This is a genomic window from Kordiimonas sp. UBA4487 (assembly GCF_002389025.1).
GTDB lineage: Bacteria > Pseudomonadota > Alphaproteobacteria > Sphingomonadales > Kordiimonadaceae > Kordiimonas > Kordiimonas lacus.
The window spans coordinates 264756-280544 of sequence record NZ_DGNR01000013.1 but is presented as its reverse complement, the minus strand read 5'-3'; the positions used below and the strand labels follow the sequence as shown (position 1 = coordinate 280544).

17 protein-coding genes are annotated in these 15789 nt (G+C 57.7%); 12 read left to right on the top strand and 5 right to left on the bottom strand.

Features of this window, described 5'->3' with window-relative positions; translation table 11 throughout:
- The first annotated feature begins 51 nt into the window (after window positions 1-51).
- The 3 genes from B3Z17_RS12850 (at window position 52) to B3Z17_RS12840 (ending at window position 2691) form a co-directional block, all read left to right on the top strand.
- Complete coding sequence (locus B3Z17_RS12850; protein ID WP_286830118.1) at window positions 52-561, top strand: MarR family winged helix-turn-helix transcriptional regulator; 510 nt, start codon at window positions 52-54, stop codon at window positions 559-561.
- 13 nt (window positions 562-574) lie between these two features.
- On the top strand, window positions 575-1957 hold the full coding sequence (locus B3Z17_RS12845) for a S41 family peptidase (RefSeq protein WP_286830117.1): 1383 nt from the start codon (window positions 575-577) through the stop codon (window positions 1955-1957).
- 263 nt (window positions 1958-2220) lie between these two features.
- Complete coding sequence (locus tag B3Z17_RS12840) at window positions 2221-2691, top strand: PAS domain-containing protein (RefSeq protein ID WP_286830116.1); 471 nt, start codon at window positions 2221-2223, stop codon at window positions 2689-2691.
- Between the two features lie 16 nt (window positions 2692-2707).
- Here B3Z17_RS12840 and B3Z17_RS12835 read toward each other — a convergent pair whose 3' ends face one another.
- The 3 genes from B3Z17_RS12835 to B3Z17_RS12825 are packed head-to-tail and all read right to left on the bottom strand — an operon-like array spanning window position 2708 to window position 4147.
- On the bottom strand, window positions 2708-3121 hold the full coding sequence (locus B3Z17_RS12835) for a cupin domain-containing protein (RefSeq protein WP_286830115.1): 414 nt from the start codon (window positions 3119-3121) through the stop codon (window positions 2708-2710).
- Window positions 3122-3131: 10 nt separating this feature from the next.
- Window positions 3132-3431, bottom strand: coding sequence for a 4a-hydroxytetrahydrobiopterin dehydratase (locus tag B3Z17_RS12830; RefSeq protein ID WP_286830114.1), 300 nt, complete (start codon window positions 3429-3431; stop codon window positions 3132-3134).
- The gene (locus B3Z17_RS12825; RefSeq protein WP_286830113.1) at window positions 3428-4147 is read right to left on the bottom strand and encodes an NAD-dependent deacylase; all 720 of its coding nucleotides are present in this window, start codon (window positions 4145-4147) and stop codon (window positions 3428-3430) included. The genes B3Z17_RS12830 and B3Z17_RS12825 overlap by 4 nt, the downstream gene beginning before the upstream one ends.
- An 82-nt stretch (window positions 4148-4229) precedes the next feature.
- Between B3Z17_RS12825 and B3Z17_RS12820 the strand changes: the two genes are divergently transcribed.
- The 3 genes from B3Z17_RS12820 (at window position 4230) to B3Z17_RS12810 (ending at window position 6554) form a co-directional block, all read left to right on the top strand.
- Entirely contained in the window at window positions 4230-4703 is a 474-nt protein-coding gene (locus B3Z17_RS12820; protein WP_286830112.1) for a low molecular weight protein-tyrosine-phosphatase, read from the top strand.
- 8 nt (window positions 4704-4711) lie between these two features.
- A complete protein-coding gene (locus B3Z17_RS12815) occupies window positions 4712-5584 on the top strand; it encodes a fructosamine kinase family protein (RefSeq protein WP_286830111.1) in 873 nt (290 codons plus the stop codon).
- An 85-nt stretch (window positions 5585-5669) separates the two neighbouring features.
- Entirely contained in the window at window positions 5670-6554 is an 885-nt protein-coding gene (locus B3Z17_RS12810; RefSeq protein ID WP_286830110.1) for an alpha/beta fold hydrolase, read from the top strand.
- Here the strand turns inward: B3Z17_RS12810 and thpR are convergent.
- Together thpR and B3Z17_RS12800 are read right to left on the bottom strand one after the other, a co-directional pair.
- Window positions 6523-7125, bottom strand: a complete 603-nt coding sequence (thpR, locus tag B3Z17_RS12805; protein ID WP_068300937.1) for an RNA 2',3'-cyclic phosphodiesterase — start codon at window positions 7123-7125, stop codon at window positions 6523-6525. The two genes, B3Z17_RS12810 and thpR, sit on opposite strands and share 32 nt — an antisense overlap.
- Window positions 7126-7193: 68 nt before the next feature.
- On the bottom strand, window positions 7194-7871 hold the full coding sequence (locus tag B3Z17_RS12800; RefSeq protein ID WP_286830109.1) for an arylesterase: 678 nt from the start codon (window positions 7869-7871) through the stop codon (window positions 7194-7196).
- A 77-nt stretch (window positions 7872-7948) separates the two neighbouring features.
- Between B3Z17_RS12800 and B3Z17_RS12795 the strand changes: the two genes are divergently transcribed.
- The 6 genes from B3Z17_RS12795 to B3Z17_RS12770 all read left to right on the top strand — a co-directional run bounded on the left by B3Z17_RS12795 (window position 7949) and on the right by B3Z17_RS12770 (window position 15786).
- Window positions 7949-8689: an ABC transporter ATP-binding protein gene (locus B3Z17_RS12795; protein ID WP_286830108.1), complete on the top strand. Its 741-nt coding sequence runs from the start codon at window positions 7949-7951 to the stop codon at window positions 8687-8689.
- A complete protein-coding gene (locus B3Z17_RS12790; RefSeq protein WP_286830107.1) occupies window positions 8686-11220 on the top strand; it encodes an ABC transporter permease in 2535 nt (844 codons plus the stop codon). The genes B3Z17_RS12795 and B3Z17_RS12790 overlap by 4 nt, the downstream gene beginning before the upstream one ends.
- Window positions 11221-11359: 139 nt before the next feature.
- On the top strand, window positions 11360-12088 hold the full coding sequence (locus tag B3Z17_RS12785) for a Bax inhibitor-1/YccA family protein (RefSeq protein ID WP_068300946.1): 729 nt from the start codon (window positions 11360-11362) through the stop codon (window positions 12086-12088).
- A 148-nt stretch (window positions 12089-12236) separates the two neighbouring features.
- A complete protein-coding gene (locus B3Z17_RS12780; RefSeq protein ID WP_286830106.1) occupies window positions 12237-13325 on the top strand; it encodes a DUF547 domain-containing protein in 1089 nt (362 codons plus the stop codon).
- A 71-nt stretch (window positions 13326-13396) separates the two neighbouring features.
- The gene (locus B3Z17_RS12775) at window positions 13397-14503 is read left to right on the top strand and encodes an acyltransferase family protein (RefSeq protein WP_286830105.1); all 1107 of its coding nucleotides are present in this window, start codon (window positions 13397-13399) and stop codon (window positions 14501-14503) included.
- A 98-nt stretch (window positions 14504-14601) separates the two neighbouring features.
- The gene (locus B3Z17_RS12770) at window positions 14602-15786 is read left to right on the top strand and encodes a DUF547 domain-containing protein (protein ID WP_286830104.1); all 1185 of its coding nucleotides are present in this window, start codon (window positions 14602-14604) and stop codon (window positions 15784-15786) included.
- Window positions 15787-15789 lie beyond the last annotated feature (3 nt).

Genomic DNA, 15789 nt, shown 5'->3' with positions numbered 1-15789 from the left:
TTTTTGCTTAAGACTATTGAATTGCGCAATATATTGCGCAATATATTGCGCATGAGCAAGGACACACATACGTCGCACAGCGACCTCGCGGTATTCCTACCAGACACCCAATCGGCCTTCATCGGGCTGCAACTGGAAGGTCTGGTAGAACAGATTACCAACGACAGTAGCGCCTATCTCCAGCAGCATGGGTTCAAGACGCCTGCCCTTGCAGTTTCGTCGCTCCTCCAGTTGTGGAAACGGGGACCAGTGTCTCTGGCAGATCTGGCGCGGGCGTATGACAGGCCGCACCAACTGATCGCTATCCGGCTAAAAATGCTGGAAGCGAATGGCTTGGCCTACCGCGCTACCGACACGGAAGACAAGCGCCGCAAGCTCATTCACTTAACTGACCTGGGCCAGGAAGAAGCTGGAAGGCTCTGGTCCTTCAGCCTGTCTCTGGCAGATGCGGTTAATGATCTTTACCAAGAAATTGGCGTCAACTTGACGACAGTTGCGAAAGAAGCAGCGAACGCCCTTCATGCCAAGCCGCTAACGGCGCGCATGCAGGCTCCATTATAAAAGAAAGAAAAACATGAGTTACGACAGCAAGGCCCTTGTAGCCATAGCCATGCTTGCCGCGTCCATTCTGGGCACAGCAACGCAGGCGAAAGACACCAGCACCTTCACGCCGGAAGAGGTTCGACAGGATATCGATGAAATCGTCGAGCGCGTTCTTTCTGTTCACCCCCAGCCGACCCATTCATTCGAACCTGCTGCCCTTAAGGCGGCGGCCGACGCACTGCAGGCCAAGGCAACCAGCCCCATGTCCGAACGGGAAGCGTGGAAGCTTATCGCCCAGCTCAACCCCGTGTTCCGGGATGCCCACGCGGCAATCTATTACCCGGACCTGAAAGACCGCATCGCTGACGATCTTGCCGCAGGCGGCCATATGCTGCCCCTGACGGTCTCCCTGTCCGCGGAAAACAAGCTCCACCTAACTGGCAGCCGCACAGCCGGCATTGGCACCGACGGCGCCCCAGTTATCCTGTCGATCAACGGCAAAACCAGCTCTGACATCGTGGCAGCAATGATGGCCCGGGCTCAAGGCGATAGTGAAACCTTCCGCCGTGCCTATGTAGGACACCGCTTCAGTGACTTGCACTGGGAACTTTATGGCGGGTCGGATACATATGACATACGGCTGCAACTGGGCCATGAGGTGAAAACAGTCACCATCCCCGGCACCACGGGCGCCATGCGACCCCAGACTGTTCCCCTGGAGGAAAAAGTCGAGCGCCGCATCCTGCCGGGTGACATCGGGTATCTCCGCGTCGACGCCTTCGCCTACCCGCCCGAGCAGGAAGCAGCCTTCTTCGGCTTCATGAAAGAGACATGGCAGGCATTCCATGATGCGGGCGTCAGGGATGTTATCATTGATGTTCGGAAAAATGGTGGCGGCACAGACCATTACTGGCAAATGGGCATTGCACCCTATGTTACCGACACGCCCTTTCCTTTCCTGTCATATTTCAAGGTGCGCCTGACAGAACGCAACCTCAAGCTTGGCCCAATCCAGGGTCCACAGGACAGCATCCAGGAAGGTCCGTTCGCTATGGTGGTGCCAATTAAGCCAGAGGAACCTCTACGCATTTCCGGCAAGGCCTACATCCTGGCAGGTCCATACAGCTACTCGTCCACTATTCTGTTCCTCACGGCAATGCAGGACGCAGCCAATGCTGTGATCGCTGGCCAACCTACCGGCGGCCGGTCCTGCACTACCGGTCGCATTGAGTTCTCAAAAACGAAACATACGCGGATTGAACTGTCCGTACCTACGCTGATTTTTACACGTCCCGCCGGCCCCGAGGCATGCATGGATCCGGTCCAGCCGGACATACCGCTCCCGCCGGCCCCGGGCGATTCTAATGCACAAATTGAGGCACTGGCCGCTCATATCCGGCAGCAGAGCAAATAGGTTGAGAATGGCAGGCGGCATAGTGCTGACAAAAATGCCCGATCAACACTGCGCCGCCACCTTTGCCTGCAGAGATTGCATGGTTCTGAAACGCTCACCAGGCCAACCGCACACCCTCGTGCCAAGAAAAGACACGATTTAGTCCCGAAACTGTCCTAATTGACTCGCCGCCCCTGGGTGAACGTGATAGGGTAAACATTCTGTTAAGGGTGCCTCAGGGGTCGATAGAGACAGACGTTGCCAGAACGGCAGAGGAGGCGTCGATGCAAATGTCAGAACCGCAGCAGGCGTTACTAAAGCATTGGTCTGAGTTTCACCTTCAACAAGGTGGCCTGCCTTCACGAAAAGAGTTTTCCCTGCGTGCGTTAGGGAGGCATGTAACACACATAGCCATCCTGGATGTAAAGCCCAATCCGCTGGATTTTGAATACCGGCTGATCGGCACGACGGTGGTGGACCATCTGCACAAGGACTATACCGGTGTGCGCCTTTCCATGATCCCCGGCAAGGGGCCTGAAAGCAGGCTGTGGTCATTCATGCGACAAACCTATGAGGACGGCCAACCGCACTATTTTGAGGTGCCGTATGTCGGACCGAAGGAAGGGCCAGAAATCGTTTACACGCTTTACCTGCCGCTCGCCAGCGACCATAACCATACCGACAAGATCATGATCGTGCCGCACTATGCCAGCCGAACAGCGGTCATCCACGTGGGGCTGCAACCCCTTCACTAGACCCCGGCCAGGGGCCCTATTGCGGTCGCTCGTCTTCGCGCTTGTGCGTGTTGGGCACGTCCTTTGAACCAGCGTAAAACACCAGAACCTTCAAATCCGCGTCGCCGGTGTTGCAGCCCTCGTGCGCCACATGTTGCGCTTCGATCAGTATATCGCCCGCGCTGAACTTCTTCACTTCACCCGTGGCGTAGGTCACGGTCAGTTCGCCTGATTTCACCAGCCCGAACGTGGGCACAGGGTGACTGTGCCAGCCGTTGCATTCGCCCGGCTTCTGCACGACATCAAGACCCGTGATCTCAGCCTGTCCTTCAGGGTAGCTGATAGCGTTCCCCAGAACATCCTCTGCACCCTTCAGCTTCACTTCAGCGCCCGCGAGGGCAGCAGTGGCACATAGCATGCTGGCCGCGAAGGCCACGATCGTGGTTTTCATGGTTGTCTCCTTATGCGGCGAAACTGTCCATCGCCGTCGCCATTTGGAAATCGAGGGTCGTCACCCCGTCCGCGTCATGGGTGGTCATTTTCACCTCAACCCGGTTATAGACGTTGAACCATTCAGGGTGGTGATCCAGCTTTTCCGCCAGCAGTGCAGCCCGGTTCATGAAGCCCCAGGCTTCGGAAAAATCGGCGAACTGGAAGGTTTTCCTGATGGCCTTCTCTTCTGCGTCATAGGCCCAGCCGGAGACGGCGCCCAGGGCGGCATCCCGCTCAGTGTCTGTCATTCTCGATGGTCTGTCACTCATGTCACTGTCCCTTTTCCTAATAGTTCGTCCACCAGGGTCGGCATCAGGTCGCCAGCCTTGCCGTGGCGGCATTCTTCAAAATAGCTCACGCCCGCGCTGGGCTCCAGATTGACTTCAATGGTGTGGGCATGCCCAACGCGCCGCACCTCGGCCACGAACCCGGCGGCCGGATAGACGTTACCGCTGGTGCCGACGGATATGAACAGGTCACACGCGCGAAGCCGCGTGTATATCAGGTCCATATGATAGGGCATTTCGCCAAACCATACGATGTCGGGCCTCAGCCCCGGCGCAGCATTGCAGCTTGGGCAAGCCGTTGCCTGCGTGCAGTCGGTCCTCCAGTCGTGGCGCATGCCACAGTGCACACAGCGCACCCGGCCCAGCTCGCCGTGCATATGGATAACACCCTCTGCCCCGCCGCGCTCATGCAGGTTATCCACATTCTGGGTAACAACGGTTACACGGCCATCCAGTTCCCTCTGCAATCGGGCGATGGCCTTATGGGCATCGTTGGGCTGAACGGTCGGCAGCTGCGCGCGCCGCAGGTTATAGAAACGCTGCACCAGCTTGGGGTCTCGCGCGAAGGCTTCGGGGGTAGCCACATCCTCCACGCGGTGCTCCTCCCACAGGCCGTCGTTATCGCGGAACGTGCGCACGCCGGATTCGGCGGAAACCCCCGCCCCCGTCAGAATGACGATATCCCTGTATGGCCCCATGCGCTCTTTCTCTCCCCGCCAAGATACGCTACTTGTTGATCAGGCATACTTATAGGCAAAAGCGGCGTGGGAGCAAATCCAGATGGTGAAAGTTTTGTTTGTTTGCATGGGGAACATCTGCCGGTCACCCATGGCGGAAGGTGCCTTCCGGGCAGCTGTGGATGCCGCCGGCCTCACGGACCGCATCAAGATCGACAGCGCCGGCACCATCAGCTATCACGCGGGCAACCCGCCGGACCGCCGCGCCCAGGCCACGGCGAAAAAGAATGGCATCGATATCTCCCGCCAGCGCGCGCGCCAGGTGCGCGATGATGATTTCCACACGTTCGATCATATCCTGGTGATGGACCATGACAATTACCGCGACCTGATGGCCCGTGCGGCCCCCGAACACCGGGACCGGATTGAGCTGTTCATGAGCTACGCGCCCGACCACCCCTATGAAGAGATGCCAGACCCTTACTATGGCGAAGTGAATCAGTTCGACCTGTGCTTCGAGGCAGCAAGGGAAGCCGCCGCAGGCCTTCTGGATGCCATCAAAGCACGGCATATGTAGCCCCCGCCATGGCATCCCCGCTGGCACAGAAACTCGCGAAAGCCCTTAGCAGCCCGGTGACGGGATCGAAGCCCATGCGCGGCGGAGACATCGCTGACGTGTCCTGCCTGACGCTGGGGGACGGCCGCAAGGTGGTGGCCAAGCGCCCCCGCGCGGACCAGGGCGACACCACCAAGATCGAAGCCATGATGCTGAAGCATCTTCGGGCCGCAAGTGATCTGCCGGTGCCCGAAGTCCTGTTTCAGGAAGCCGGTATATTGGTAATCAGCCATATTGAACACCAGGGTATTACTAACGCCCGCGCGGCGGCTGAAGATGTGGCAAAACATGTGGCGGCGCTGCACCGCGTGACAAGCGGCGACAAGAAGCCATACGGCTTCAAGGCGGATACCGTGATTGGCCCCCTGCCACAGAAAAACACCCCAAGCGCGGACTGGATCAGTTTCTTCCGCGATCAACGCCTGCTGGCTATGGCGCGGTCCTGCCTGAACACCAGCCGCATCGACGGCGCCTTCATGACGCGTGTTGAAGCGCTCGCGGCCAAGCTGCCAGACCTGATCCCGCGCGACCCCGGCGCCAGCCTGCTGCACGGTGACTTGTGGGCGGGCAACATGCTGATCGACGGCGACCACGCCGCGGGCTTCATCGACCCTGCCATATCCTATGGCCACCGCGAGATGGACTTGGCCTTCATCCAGCTCATGGGTGGGCTGGACCCAGCCTTCTTCGATGCCTATCACGCCCACGTTGCCATTGATGCTGGCTTCCATGAGGAGCGCTGCGCGCTGTACCAGCTTTGGCCCCTTCTGGTTCATGTGCGCCTGTTCGGTGGCGGCTATGTGCATCAGGTTGGATCGGTTCTCGACCGCTTCGGCGTATAGGACTGTCACGCCCTTGTGACATCTTGTGCGCTGACGCCAGCAGACACGCCCCCTAGACTTCCAGGAAATACTGCGAGGAAAATCAATGCGTGTTCGCCGCCTGCTGGGGTCCAAGAAATTCTGGTGCTGTTTGGTGCTGCTGCCCTTCCTGCTGATCGGCTGTGCCTCGGCCTACATCTCCATGCAGCCGCGGTTCGATCATGATGAATTCGCCTGGCGCCGGTCTGTCGCCACCATGGCCGGACAGATGTATCAACTAAGCTACCTTGAGGGCGGTGACCCGACTGGCCAGCGTGTCATCTTCGTGCATGGCACGCCCGGTGACGCATCCAATTGGTATGACATGCTCAAGCACGCCCCGAAGGGGTATCAGTTCATCGCTGTTGATCGCCCCGGTTTCGGCCAGACCCGACCGGAGAACGCCCAGCCTTCCATCATGGAGCAGGCCCGCGCGCTGGGGCCGCTGATCACCGTGCCCGAACGCGGCAAGCCCATATTGGTGGGCCATTCGCTGGGTGGGCCAGTGGCGGCAGCCGCGGCCACACTGTATGGCGACCAGCTGGGAGGCGTGATCATTGCGGCCGGCGCACTGGACCCGGACCTTGAAGAAGTGATGTGGGTACAGCATCTGGGCGCGACACCGCCAGTTTCATGGCTTTTGCAGTGGGAGTTCCGGAACGCGAACTTTGAACTGATTGCGCTTGAGGACGAGTTGCGCGCGCTGGCGCCGCGCTTAAGGGATATCCATATACCTGTTACCATTGTGCACGGGACAGCAGACGAGCTGGTGCCCTATGCCAACACAGATTATATGATGCGGGAATTTTCAGGCACAGCACCCAAGCTGGTGACGCTTGAAGGCGGCAACCATTTCCTGCCCTGGAACGCGCGCGGGCCGCTTCTGGACGCCATCACCGAGATGGCATCCAAGCTGCCTGCTACCAGGCTGGTTCCAGTTCAAAGTCGCTGAAGGCGGAGATATCCTCTTCTTCGGGCTCGCCCTCAAAGGCGCGACCAAAGCGGCTTTCGACGGTATAATAGGACCCCTCGCAAGTCAGCTGGCTGGAAAACAGCGTGAAATGATCCACCGTCCAGCTGGGCGTATGCAGGATTTCATGTTCGGTCAGCCAATCGCCGATCCGGGCCTGCGCACCGCGCCGGAACCGCGCCAGTGTCACGTGCGGCTTGTATTTCCTGCGTTCAACCTCCACCCCGACGCTTTCAAGCGCATGGCAGATTTTCTCATGCAGATGCGAAAGCCTTTGCCTGTCTGACACCCCGGCCCAAAGATTTTTGGGCTGCTTGGGCTTTCCGAACAGCCCGACACCGGTGAGCGCAAGCTCAAACGGCGACACGATGATCCGGGAAAGTTCGCTTTCAATTTCATGCATGGTCCGCTTGGGAACATCGCCAATAAAAGCAAGGGTGAGATGGAGCTGGTCATCCCGCTGCCAGTGTGCGCATTCGACACCGCCGCGCGCCTCATCAAGCGCAGATCGCACATTTTCGGGAATTTCCAGGCCGACGAATAAACGAACCATGGCCGACCTCCCTAAAAAGAGTCGTAACGACAAGATTTCGTGGGTCACATACCCGCGATACACTAACCCTAGCGCAAAATCAGGTCTTTGACTACTGGTCCGAGCTTGGAAACGATAATTTTTACGCCTTCCGCATTGGGGTGAATACCGTCCGGCTGGTTCAGCGATGGGTCTGCAGCAACGCCTTCAAGGAAGAAGGGATAAAGCGGCTGGTCGTATTTTTCCGCCGTGGCTTTGTAGGCTGGATTGAAAATTTCGGCATAATCCGGGCCAAGGTTCGGCGGCGCCAGCATACCACCAATCAGCACTGGAATATCGCGCTCGCTCAACAGCTTCACCATGGCGTCGATGTTATCGCGCGTGATGGTGGGGTCGATGCCGCGAAGGCCGTCATTGCCGCCCAGTGTCAGGATCACCAGGTCCGGCTTGCCGCCTTCAAAGGGCGTAAGGCCCCATTCAAGGCGCGACCGGCCGCCCGATGTGGTATCGCCCGAAACGCCGGCGTTGGTCACTTTCACCGGCACATCCATATTGGTATTCAGCCAGGCTTCAAGCTGGTCGGTAAAGCCGTCACCGGCCTCAAGGCCATAGCCTGCGGTCAAGCTGTCACCAAAGGCCAGAATCTCAACCGTATCCGCCGCATTGTCGCCATCCATCGCACTTACGGTACTGGCTGGCGCAAAACTCGTCCAAACGAGGGCGAATAGCGTATAGAAAAAAAGTTTGAGCGATTGATTGACCTTCACAGGGCAAGCTCCCAGCTTTAAGAGACATAATTTAGAACCATAAACAAACTATCTGGCAGCGAAGAGAGACAATTACAATGGCTGATACCTCCAGCATCATCAAATTAACCGATGTCACACTGACGCTTGAAAGCGGCGCGGGCCCGGTGAACATCCTCAAGGGCATCAGTTTCGGCATAGAAAAAGGCGAAACTGTGGGCATCGTTGGCCCGTCGGGCAGCGGCAAGTCATCGCTGATGAGCCTGATGACCGGCCTGGAGCAGGCCACAACTGGCTCCGTGAGCGTCGATGGCCTGAAGTTTGAAGGCGCGGACGAAGACACGCTGGCCCGCCACCGCCTCAAGGGTGTAGGCATTGTGATGCAGGCTTTCCACCTGATCCCCACCATGACGGCGCTTGAAAATGTCGCCGTACCGCTGGAGCTTGCAGGCGTTAATGACGCCTTTGACCGCGCGGCGCGGGAACTGGAAGCCGTGGGCCTTGCGCACCGGATGGACCATTACCCGGCACAGCTTTCGGGTGGCGAACAGCAGCGTGTGGCGCTGGCGCGCGCCCTGGCGCCTGAGCCTGCCATCCTGTTTGGTGATGAGCCCACCGGCAACCTCGACGGCAAGACCGGCCATGCCATCATCAAACTGATCTTTGATCTGGCTGAAGCGCGGGGGTCCACCCTTGTGCTGGTAACCCACGACCCCGAGCTTGCAGACCGCTGTGACCGGGTGATTTCCATGGCCGACGGCAAAGTGGTGGACGACACGGGCAACACCAAATCCGTCACCGGAGATGCTGACGTTATGGGCAAGGTATCAAACAAATGATCAGCCGTAGCCCCGCCCTGCCAGTGGCGTTAAGGCTGGCGCTCAGAGAACTTCGTGGCGGCCTGTCGGGCTTCCGCATCTTCATGGCCTGCCTGATTTTGGGTGTAACCGCCATTGCCGCTGTTGGCTCGCTCACACGTGCGATCCAGGAAGGCATGGAACGCGAAGGACAGTCGATCCTGGGTGGTGACCTTGAGATCAACATCTTCCAGGCGCAGCTTGAGAGCGACGCCCGCGAATGGCTGACCGAACGCGGCACGCTGTCCGACAGTGCGCGACTGCGCACCATGGCGCGGGTTGACGGCGCTCCGCGGTCCACCCTTGTGGAGCTTCGGGCGGTCGATAACCTTTACCCGCTCTATGGCGATTTTATCACCAAACCGATGCTGGATAATGACGCGCTGTTCGAAAGGCGCGCCGGCAAATGGGGCGTTGCGATCGACCCACTGCTGGCGGATCGCCTGGGCGTTGAGCCCGGTGACACACTGATTTTCGGCAATGTGAAAGCCGACATCCGTGCCTTCATTGAGAGAGAACCAGACAAGGCCAACATGGGCTTCCAGCTTGGGCCAAGCGTGATGATCCAGCGTGCGGCGCTAGAAGAAACCGGCCTGATCACCACCGGCAGCCTGGTGAATTTCTATTACAAACTGAAGATGCCTGCGGGCACCGACATCAAGGCCGTACGCAAGGACCTGGATGAAGCCTTCCCGGATGCCAACTGGCGCGTTCGTGACCGTTCCACCAGTGCACCGGGCCTAAGGCGTTTCATTGACCAGATGGGCATTTTCCTGACGCTTGTTGGCATTTCCGCCCTTGTGGTTGGCGGCGTGGGTGTCGGCAACGCTGTGCGCGGCTATATGGACCGCAAGACCAAAACCATCGCGACCTTCAAGATTCTGGGGGCGGACGGCAGCACGGTGTTCAAAACCTATTTCTTCCAGATCCTGCTGATCGGCCTTGTCGCCATCGTGGTTGGCATGGTTGTGGGCTCGCTGCTGCCCAGCATCCTGACCCTGTTCCTGCCAGACACGCTGCCGGTCAAGCCGGATGGCGGTGTGTACCCTGTGGCCCTTGTGCTGTCAGCGCTTTATGGCCTGATGATCACCATCGCCTTCGCCGTGTGGCCGCTTGGCAAAGCGCGGGACTTGCCGCCTGTGCGTCTGTTCCGGGCGCTTGTGGCGCCCGAGCGACGCTGGCCGCGCTTCATCTATATGGCCACCATCTTTGGCGCCGCTACCGTTGTGGTGCTGCTGGCTGTCGGTATGTCAGACAACCGTATCCTGGCCGCGGGTTTCATGGGCGGCGCTGGCGCCACCCTTGGCCTTCTGCGTTTCACCAGCTGGATGATTGAACGGCTGGCCTCCAAAGCGCCACGGTCACGCAATCCGCTGATCCGCATGGCGGTGGCGAACCTGCACCGGCCCGGGGCGGCCACTGGCGCAGTGGTGATATCATTAGGGCTTGGCCTGACGCTGTTTTCAACGCTGGCGCTGATTGAAGGCAACTTGTCAGAGCGCCTGACCGAACAGGTGCCTGAAGAAGCCCCCGCCTTCTTCCTGCTGGATATCCAGCGCTACCAGCTTGAAGAGTTCGAACAAACGGCCAAAGGTATCGAGGGCGTCGATGAACTGGTGACCGTGCCGAACCTTCGGGGCAGGGTAACCAAACTCAATGGCGTCAATGCCGCTGACGTGGAAGTGGCGCAGAATGTGCGCTGGATTTTGCGCGGTGACCGCGGCCTTTCCTATATGAATGAGCTGAACAGCGGCAGCCACCTTGTGGACGGCGACTGGTGGCCTGCTGACTATAGCGGTGAGCCGGAAGTCAGTCTGGGCAAGGAAGCCGCTGATGGCCTCGGCCTCAAGATCGGCGATACCATCAGCGTATCGGTGCTGGGGCGCGAGATCACGGCAACCGTGCGGTCGCTGAGGGAAATCGACTGGGGCACATTCGGCTTCAATTTCGTGATCCTGTTTGATCCCAATACCCTGAAGGTCGCGCCGCATACCTATATGGCAACACTGAAGGCATCAGATGCTGCAGAAGTGGAAGCCCACAAGGTGCTGACGAACGCCTACCCGAACGTGACTGCTATTCGCATGAAAGAAGTACTGTCTTCCGTCAACACCATGATGGACCAGATCGGCACCGCCGTGCGGGCAACCGCGGCTGTGGCCATAATTGCCGGCATTCTGGTGCTTGCGGGCGCGATTGCTGCCGGCTTCCGCCAGCGGGTGTATGAAAGCGTGATCCTGAAGGTGGTTGGTGCCGTGAGAAGCCAGATCCTGCGGGCTTACCTGTTGGAGTATGCCCTGATCGGCCTGATCACTGCCGCCATCGCCCTGGGCCTTGGAAGCCTGACAGGCTGGATCGTGGTGGACTTCGTTATGGAGATGGAATTCAGCTTCCTGCCCGCACCGATGATCTTCACCGTGGTGACAAGCCTGTTGGTGACCATCCTGTTTGGTCTGGGCTCCAGCTACCGGGCGCTTGGCATCAAACCGAACGCGGTGCTGCGGACCGAGTGATCAGAAACAGAATTTCCGGTGATAGGCAAAATCTATCGCACCGGAAATTCTGCGATCAAATTCTTGCGAATACGGTTGCAAGCAAAAGGGCGAATGCCCATATTAGCGTCAACTGACTGTAACCCTGTGGGGAGCAACTATCGTGGAACGATACAACACTAATTACCGGGCTGGCTCTGCCACCCAAACTGCTGAGTATGATGAAGGCCTGCGCGCCTACATGCTCAAGGTCTATAACTATATGGCGTCCGGCGTTCTGCTGACCGGCATTGTTGCGCTGATGTTCAGCAATATGCTGATGGGCAACATTGAGCTGCAGCAAACCATCTATGGCTCACCGCTGCGCTGGGTTCTGGCGCTTGCGCCGCTTGGCTTCATCATGGTGATGAGCTTCGGCGTTCATAAGATGAGCTCTGGCACACTGCAGATGATCTTCTGGGCCTTCGCCGCAGTGATGGGGCTGTCGATCAGCTGGATTTTCCTGGCCTACACAGGAACCAGTGTCGCACGGACTTTCTTCATTACCGCAGCTTCCTTCGGCGCGCTCAGCCTTTATGGCTACACAACGAAGAAGAACCTGTCGGGCATGGGTACCTTCCTGTTCATGGGCTTGATCGGCTTGATCATCGCAAGTGTGGTGAACATCTTCATGCAGTCATCGATGATGCAGTTCATCATCTCGGTTGCCGGCGTACTGATCTTCGCGGGCCTGACCGCCTACGATACGCAGCGCATCAAGCAAAGCTACTACATGATGGCCACAGGCGAAGCCGTTGCCAAAGGCGCGATCATGGGTGCGGTGAACCTGTACCTGGATTTCGTGAACCTGTTCATGTTCCTGCTGCAGTTCCTGGGCGACCGCCGCTAGAGGAAGCCCGCATACCAAACACCGAAAGCCCGGCCCAACCGCCGGGCTTTTTCTTTGACGACACGCAATAAGACCAACCTTATCAAAGTTGTATGAATGACACTTTTGGTTTACCCTGATATCTGAAGCAAAGATGGGGCAGAGTTTCATGCGGCTTTTACTTGCGGTTTTGTGCGTAGGCATACTCACCTATTGTCATCCTGCGCAAGCGAGGGACGCGCTTTCGATCAGTTATGCCGATTGGGATGCTGTATTGAAGCAAACGGTGATGGATACTGGTCGGTCTGACCGCAAACCGGCTTCGCGCGTAAAAACCGCCCCGGCATCGCGGCTGACCAAAACCAACCCAAACCCCACTCGGCTCGAAGCAAACCGTGTTTTCTTTCACGCACTGGGGGAAGACAACAAAGTCTATATCGCGGCCATTGTTGATAGCCTGTCTCGGGTACCTGACAGTGTTCCGCTCCGTGAATTTTCGCCAAATGAACAGCTGGCCTATTGGCTGAACCTGCATAATGCGACTGCGTATTCCCTGATTGCCGATGAATACCCAGAATCAAACCTTAAGGGCTTTCATAAGGACAACTGGCTCCGCAAGGTGTTGACAGTTGCGGGCAAGCGTTGGTCACTCGCCGATATAGAGGTCTATATCGTCAACAGATGGCAGGACCCCCGGGTTCTTTATGGTTTTTATCAGGGCACCATTGGCGGGCCGAACCTGAGGCGCGAAGCTTATACTGCACAGAATGTTTGGGCCAATCTGGAAGACAACGCGCGCGAATTTATAAACAGCCTGCGCGGCATCCAGCTGTGGGACGGTGGTGCCCGTGTATCAATGCTGTACGCGGACTATGCCATCCTGTTCCCGGATTTTGACCGGCAACTGAAAGCCCACCTGATGCGTTTCACAGATGTTCGCATGACAAGCCTGATCGCCAATCTGGACCGGTTCGAACCTGAGATCGAGGACTGGTACATCGCTGATCTCTATAACGGCCATCTGGGCCTGACCACTTCCGCCAACACCAACCCAGCAAGGATTGTTTTAGCCACGGCATCAAACCCAAACGCGTCACCGCAAGACATTGCTGCAATAATCCGGAAAACTGCATCCTCCGGAAAATACCCCAGGCATGTTCAGGAGTTCCTGACTGAATTGGTTGAGCGCAAGCGCCACCTGCGTGAGGCCGAGGTCCAGATAGAAGAACTCGACCCCGGACAAACCCAGGACCAATAGCTTTCCTGCTTCCCAAATCCTTTCACTCATGTTAATGACAACGTAGTCATTTTCGATTGGGAAGCGGAACCATGGTAGAAAAGAAAGACCGGCTGTTGTCGCTGGATGCCCTTCGGGGGCTCAGCGTTATCGGTATGGTACTGGTGAATTCGATTGCGGTTTACCATTATGGCACCGGCAAGCCGGTCTATGGCCCGCTGCTGCATGCGCCCTGGGCGGGGCTAACGGTGGCAGACCTTGTATTCCCCTTCTTCATCTTCATGGTCGGCGTATCGCTGCCTTTCGCGCTGGGCGGACAGAAGGAAGAAGCCGGGTTGACAGGCCCGGTGCTGATACGGCTCTTCAAACGGGCGGTGCTCCTGTTCCTGATCGGGCTCGGGCTGACGCTTTCTTTTGCAGACTGGGACGGCCCGATCCGCCTTCTGGGTGTGCTGCAGCGCATCGGCCTGACCTTCTTCGGAGCCGCCATCCTGTTTCTGACCTTCAGCTGGCGCACGCTGGCGATCATCGCGCTGGCGGTCCTTGTTGGCTATCATGGCCTGCTGCTTGTGGAGGTGCCAGATGCAACGCGTGACCTCTGGGCGCCGGGCCAGAATTTCTCAAGCTGGTTTGACCGCGCCATGCTGGGCGACAATATCTATCACCCCACCGCGCCAATTCCGTTTGAGCCCGAAGGCATTCTGGGCACGCTTCCGAGCATTGCGCAGGCGCTGCTGGGGGTGCTGACCGGGCTTTATATCAAAACCAAAGGCGGGACGATCGATACTGTCGGGCGGCTCGCGCTCGCGGGCACAGTGCTCACCGTGCTGGGTTATGGCCTCGCGCCCTTCCACCCCATCGTCAAGGCCGTATGGTCCTCAACCTTCGTGCTGGCCACAACCGGCCTCGGGCTGCTGACCTTCGCTTTCCTGATCTGGGTGATCGATATCAAGGGTTATCGCGGCTGGTCCGTTACCTTCATGCAGGCCTTCGGCATCAATGCCATCACCGCTTATGTGCTGCACACCTATCTGATGGGGCCGATGCTGCTGAACAGATTCGCGGACCACCTGGTTGACGGCCTTGGCGGCACCATCGGCGTGCCCGCGGCAACGCTCTTACCCGCCTTTGGTGTGATACTCGTGACCTGGCTGCCTGTGGCAATAATGCAAAGACGAAAAATCATCCTGAAAGTATAGTTTCAGGTTTAGCTACCCTTGTAGTCTTAGAATATTGTCCCTATATTTTTTCGTACAACAATAAAAAATATCAATGACGCGAGATAGTGGGGTTCTCAATGCAAATCATCAAAGGCGCGTGCGCGGCCATTACCGGCGCACTCCTGACTGTCAGCTTCTCAGCTGACGCAGCTGAGCCAAAGCTGCCGACAGCCTATAATCCGAATTCAGTGACCGCCCTCAAATATGAGGACATGGACTATCTTCTGGAGAAGACAGTCATGCCGCTTGGGCGGTCAGACCACAAGCCCGCCCGCCGGGTTTGGCCGGGCTCCGGCACCGGCACGCGACTGGTGCGCGACAACCCCAAGCCGTCTAGGCTTGAGGGCAACCGTGTGATGTTCCACGACATCAAGACCAGCGAGCAGGAATTCGTAGTACGCGAGGTTCGGGATGTGCTTCTGGATCTGCCAGACAAGATCGACCTTACGAAGCTGAATAAAAACGAACAGCTGGCATACTGGCTGAACCTGCATAACGCGATTATGTATGCCAAGATTGCAGACCGCTACCCGGTCACGCTGGTGGACCGCATATACGGCGACTGCAGTGATCCAGACGATCAGGACCGCTTCTATTGCGACCGTCAGACGGACTTTATGGGCATGATGATTTCACCCTATGATATCCGCCAGCATGTGCTGGACAATTGGTCTGATCCGGTCGTGATCTATGGTTTCTTCCTCGGGTCTGTTGGGTCACCAAACCTGCGCACCAAAGCCTATACCGGCGAAACCGTCTATACCGACCTTGAAGACAACGCACGTGATTTCGTCAACAGCATCCGCGGCACCTGGATCAAGGATGACCATATCCTCCGTGTTTCCACCTATTATAAAGACGTGGCGCAGAAGTTTCCGAATTTTGACCGCGACCTCCTGGCCCACATCAACAAATATGCCCGCCGCGATTTCGGCTTCCTACTGGGGCCAGTGACCAGCATCGAAGTGAAGCTGGAAGACTGGCATATTGCCGACCTTTATAACGGCTATGTCAGCGCAGCCAACGGTGGCGCCAACTTCCAGTCTGTTGGCCGCAATGGCCGGAACCTGGATGTCAGCATGTATCCGCCCCATGTTCAGCGGCTGCTGACAGATGTTGTCAAGCGCAACATGAACCGCGCCGGCAATGTCAGCATCCAGCAGGTAAAGCTTGAGGCGAAAGACACATCTGAAGAGGAAATGGACGACGAGATTGAAGTCGCACCAACCAGGAAAGACGACACGGATGAAGGGGGCCGCTAGAGG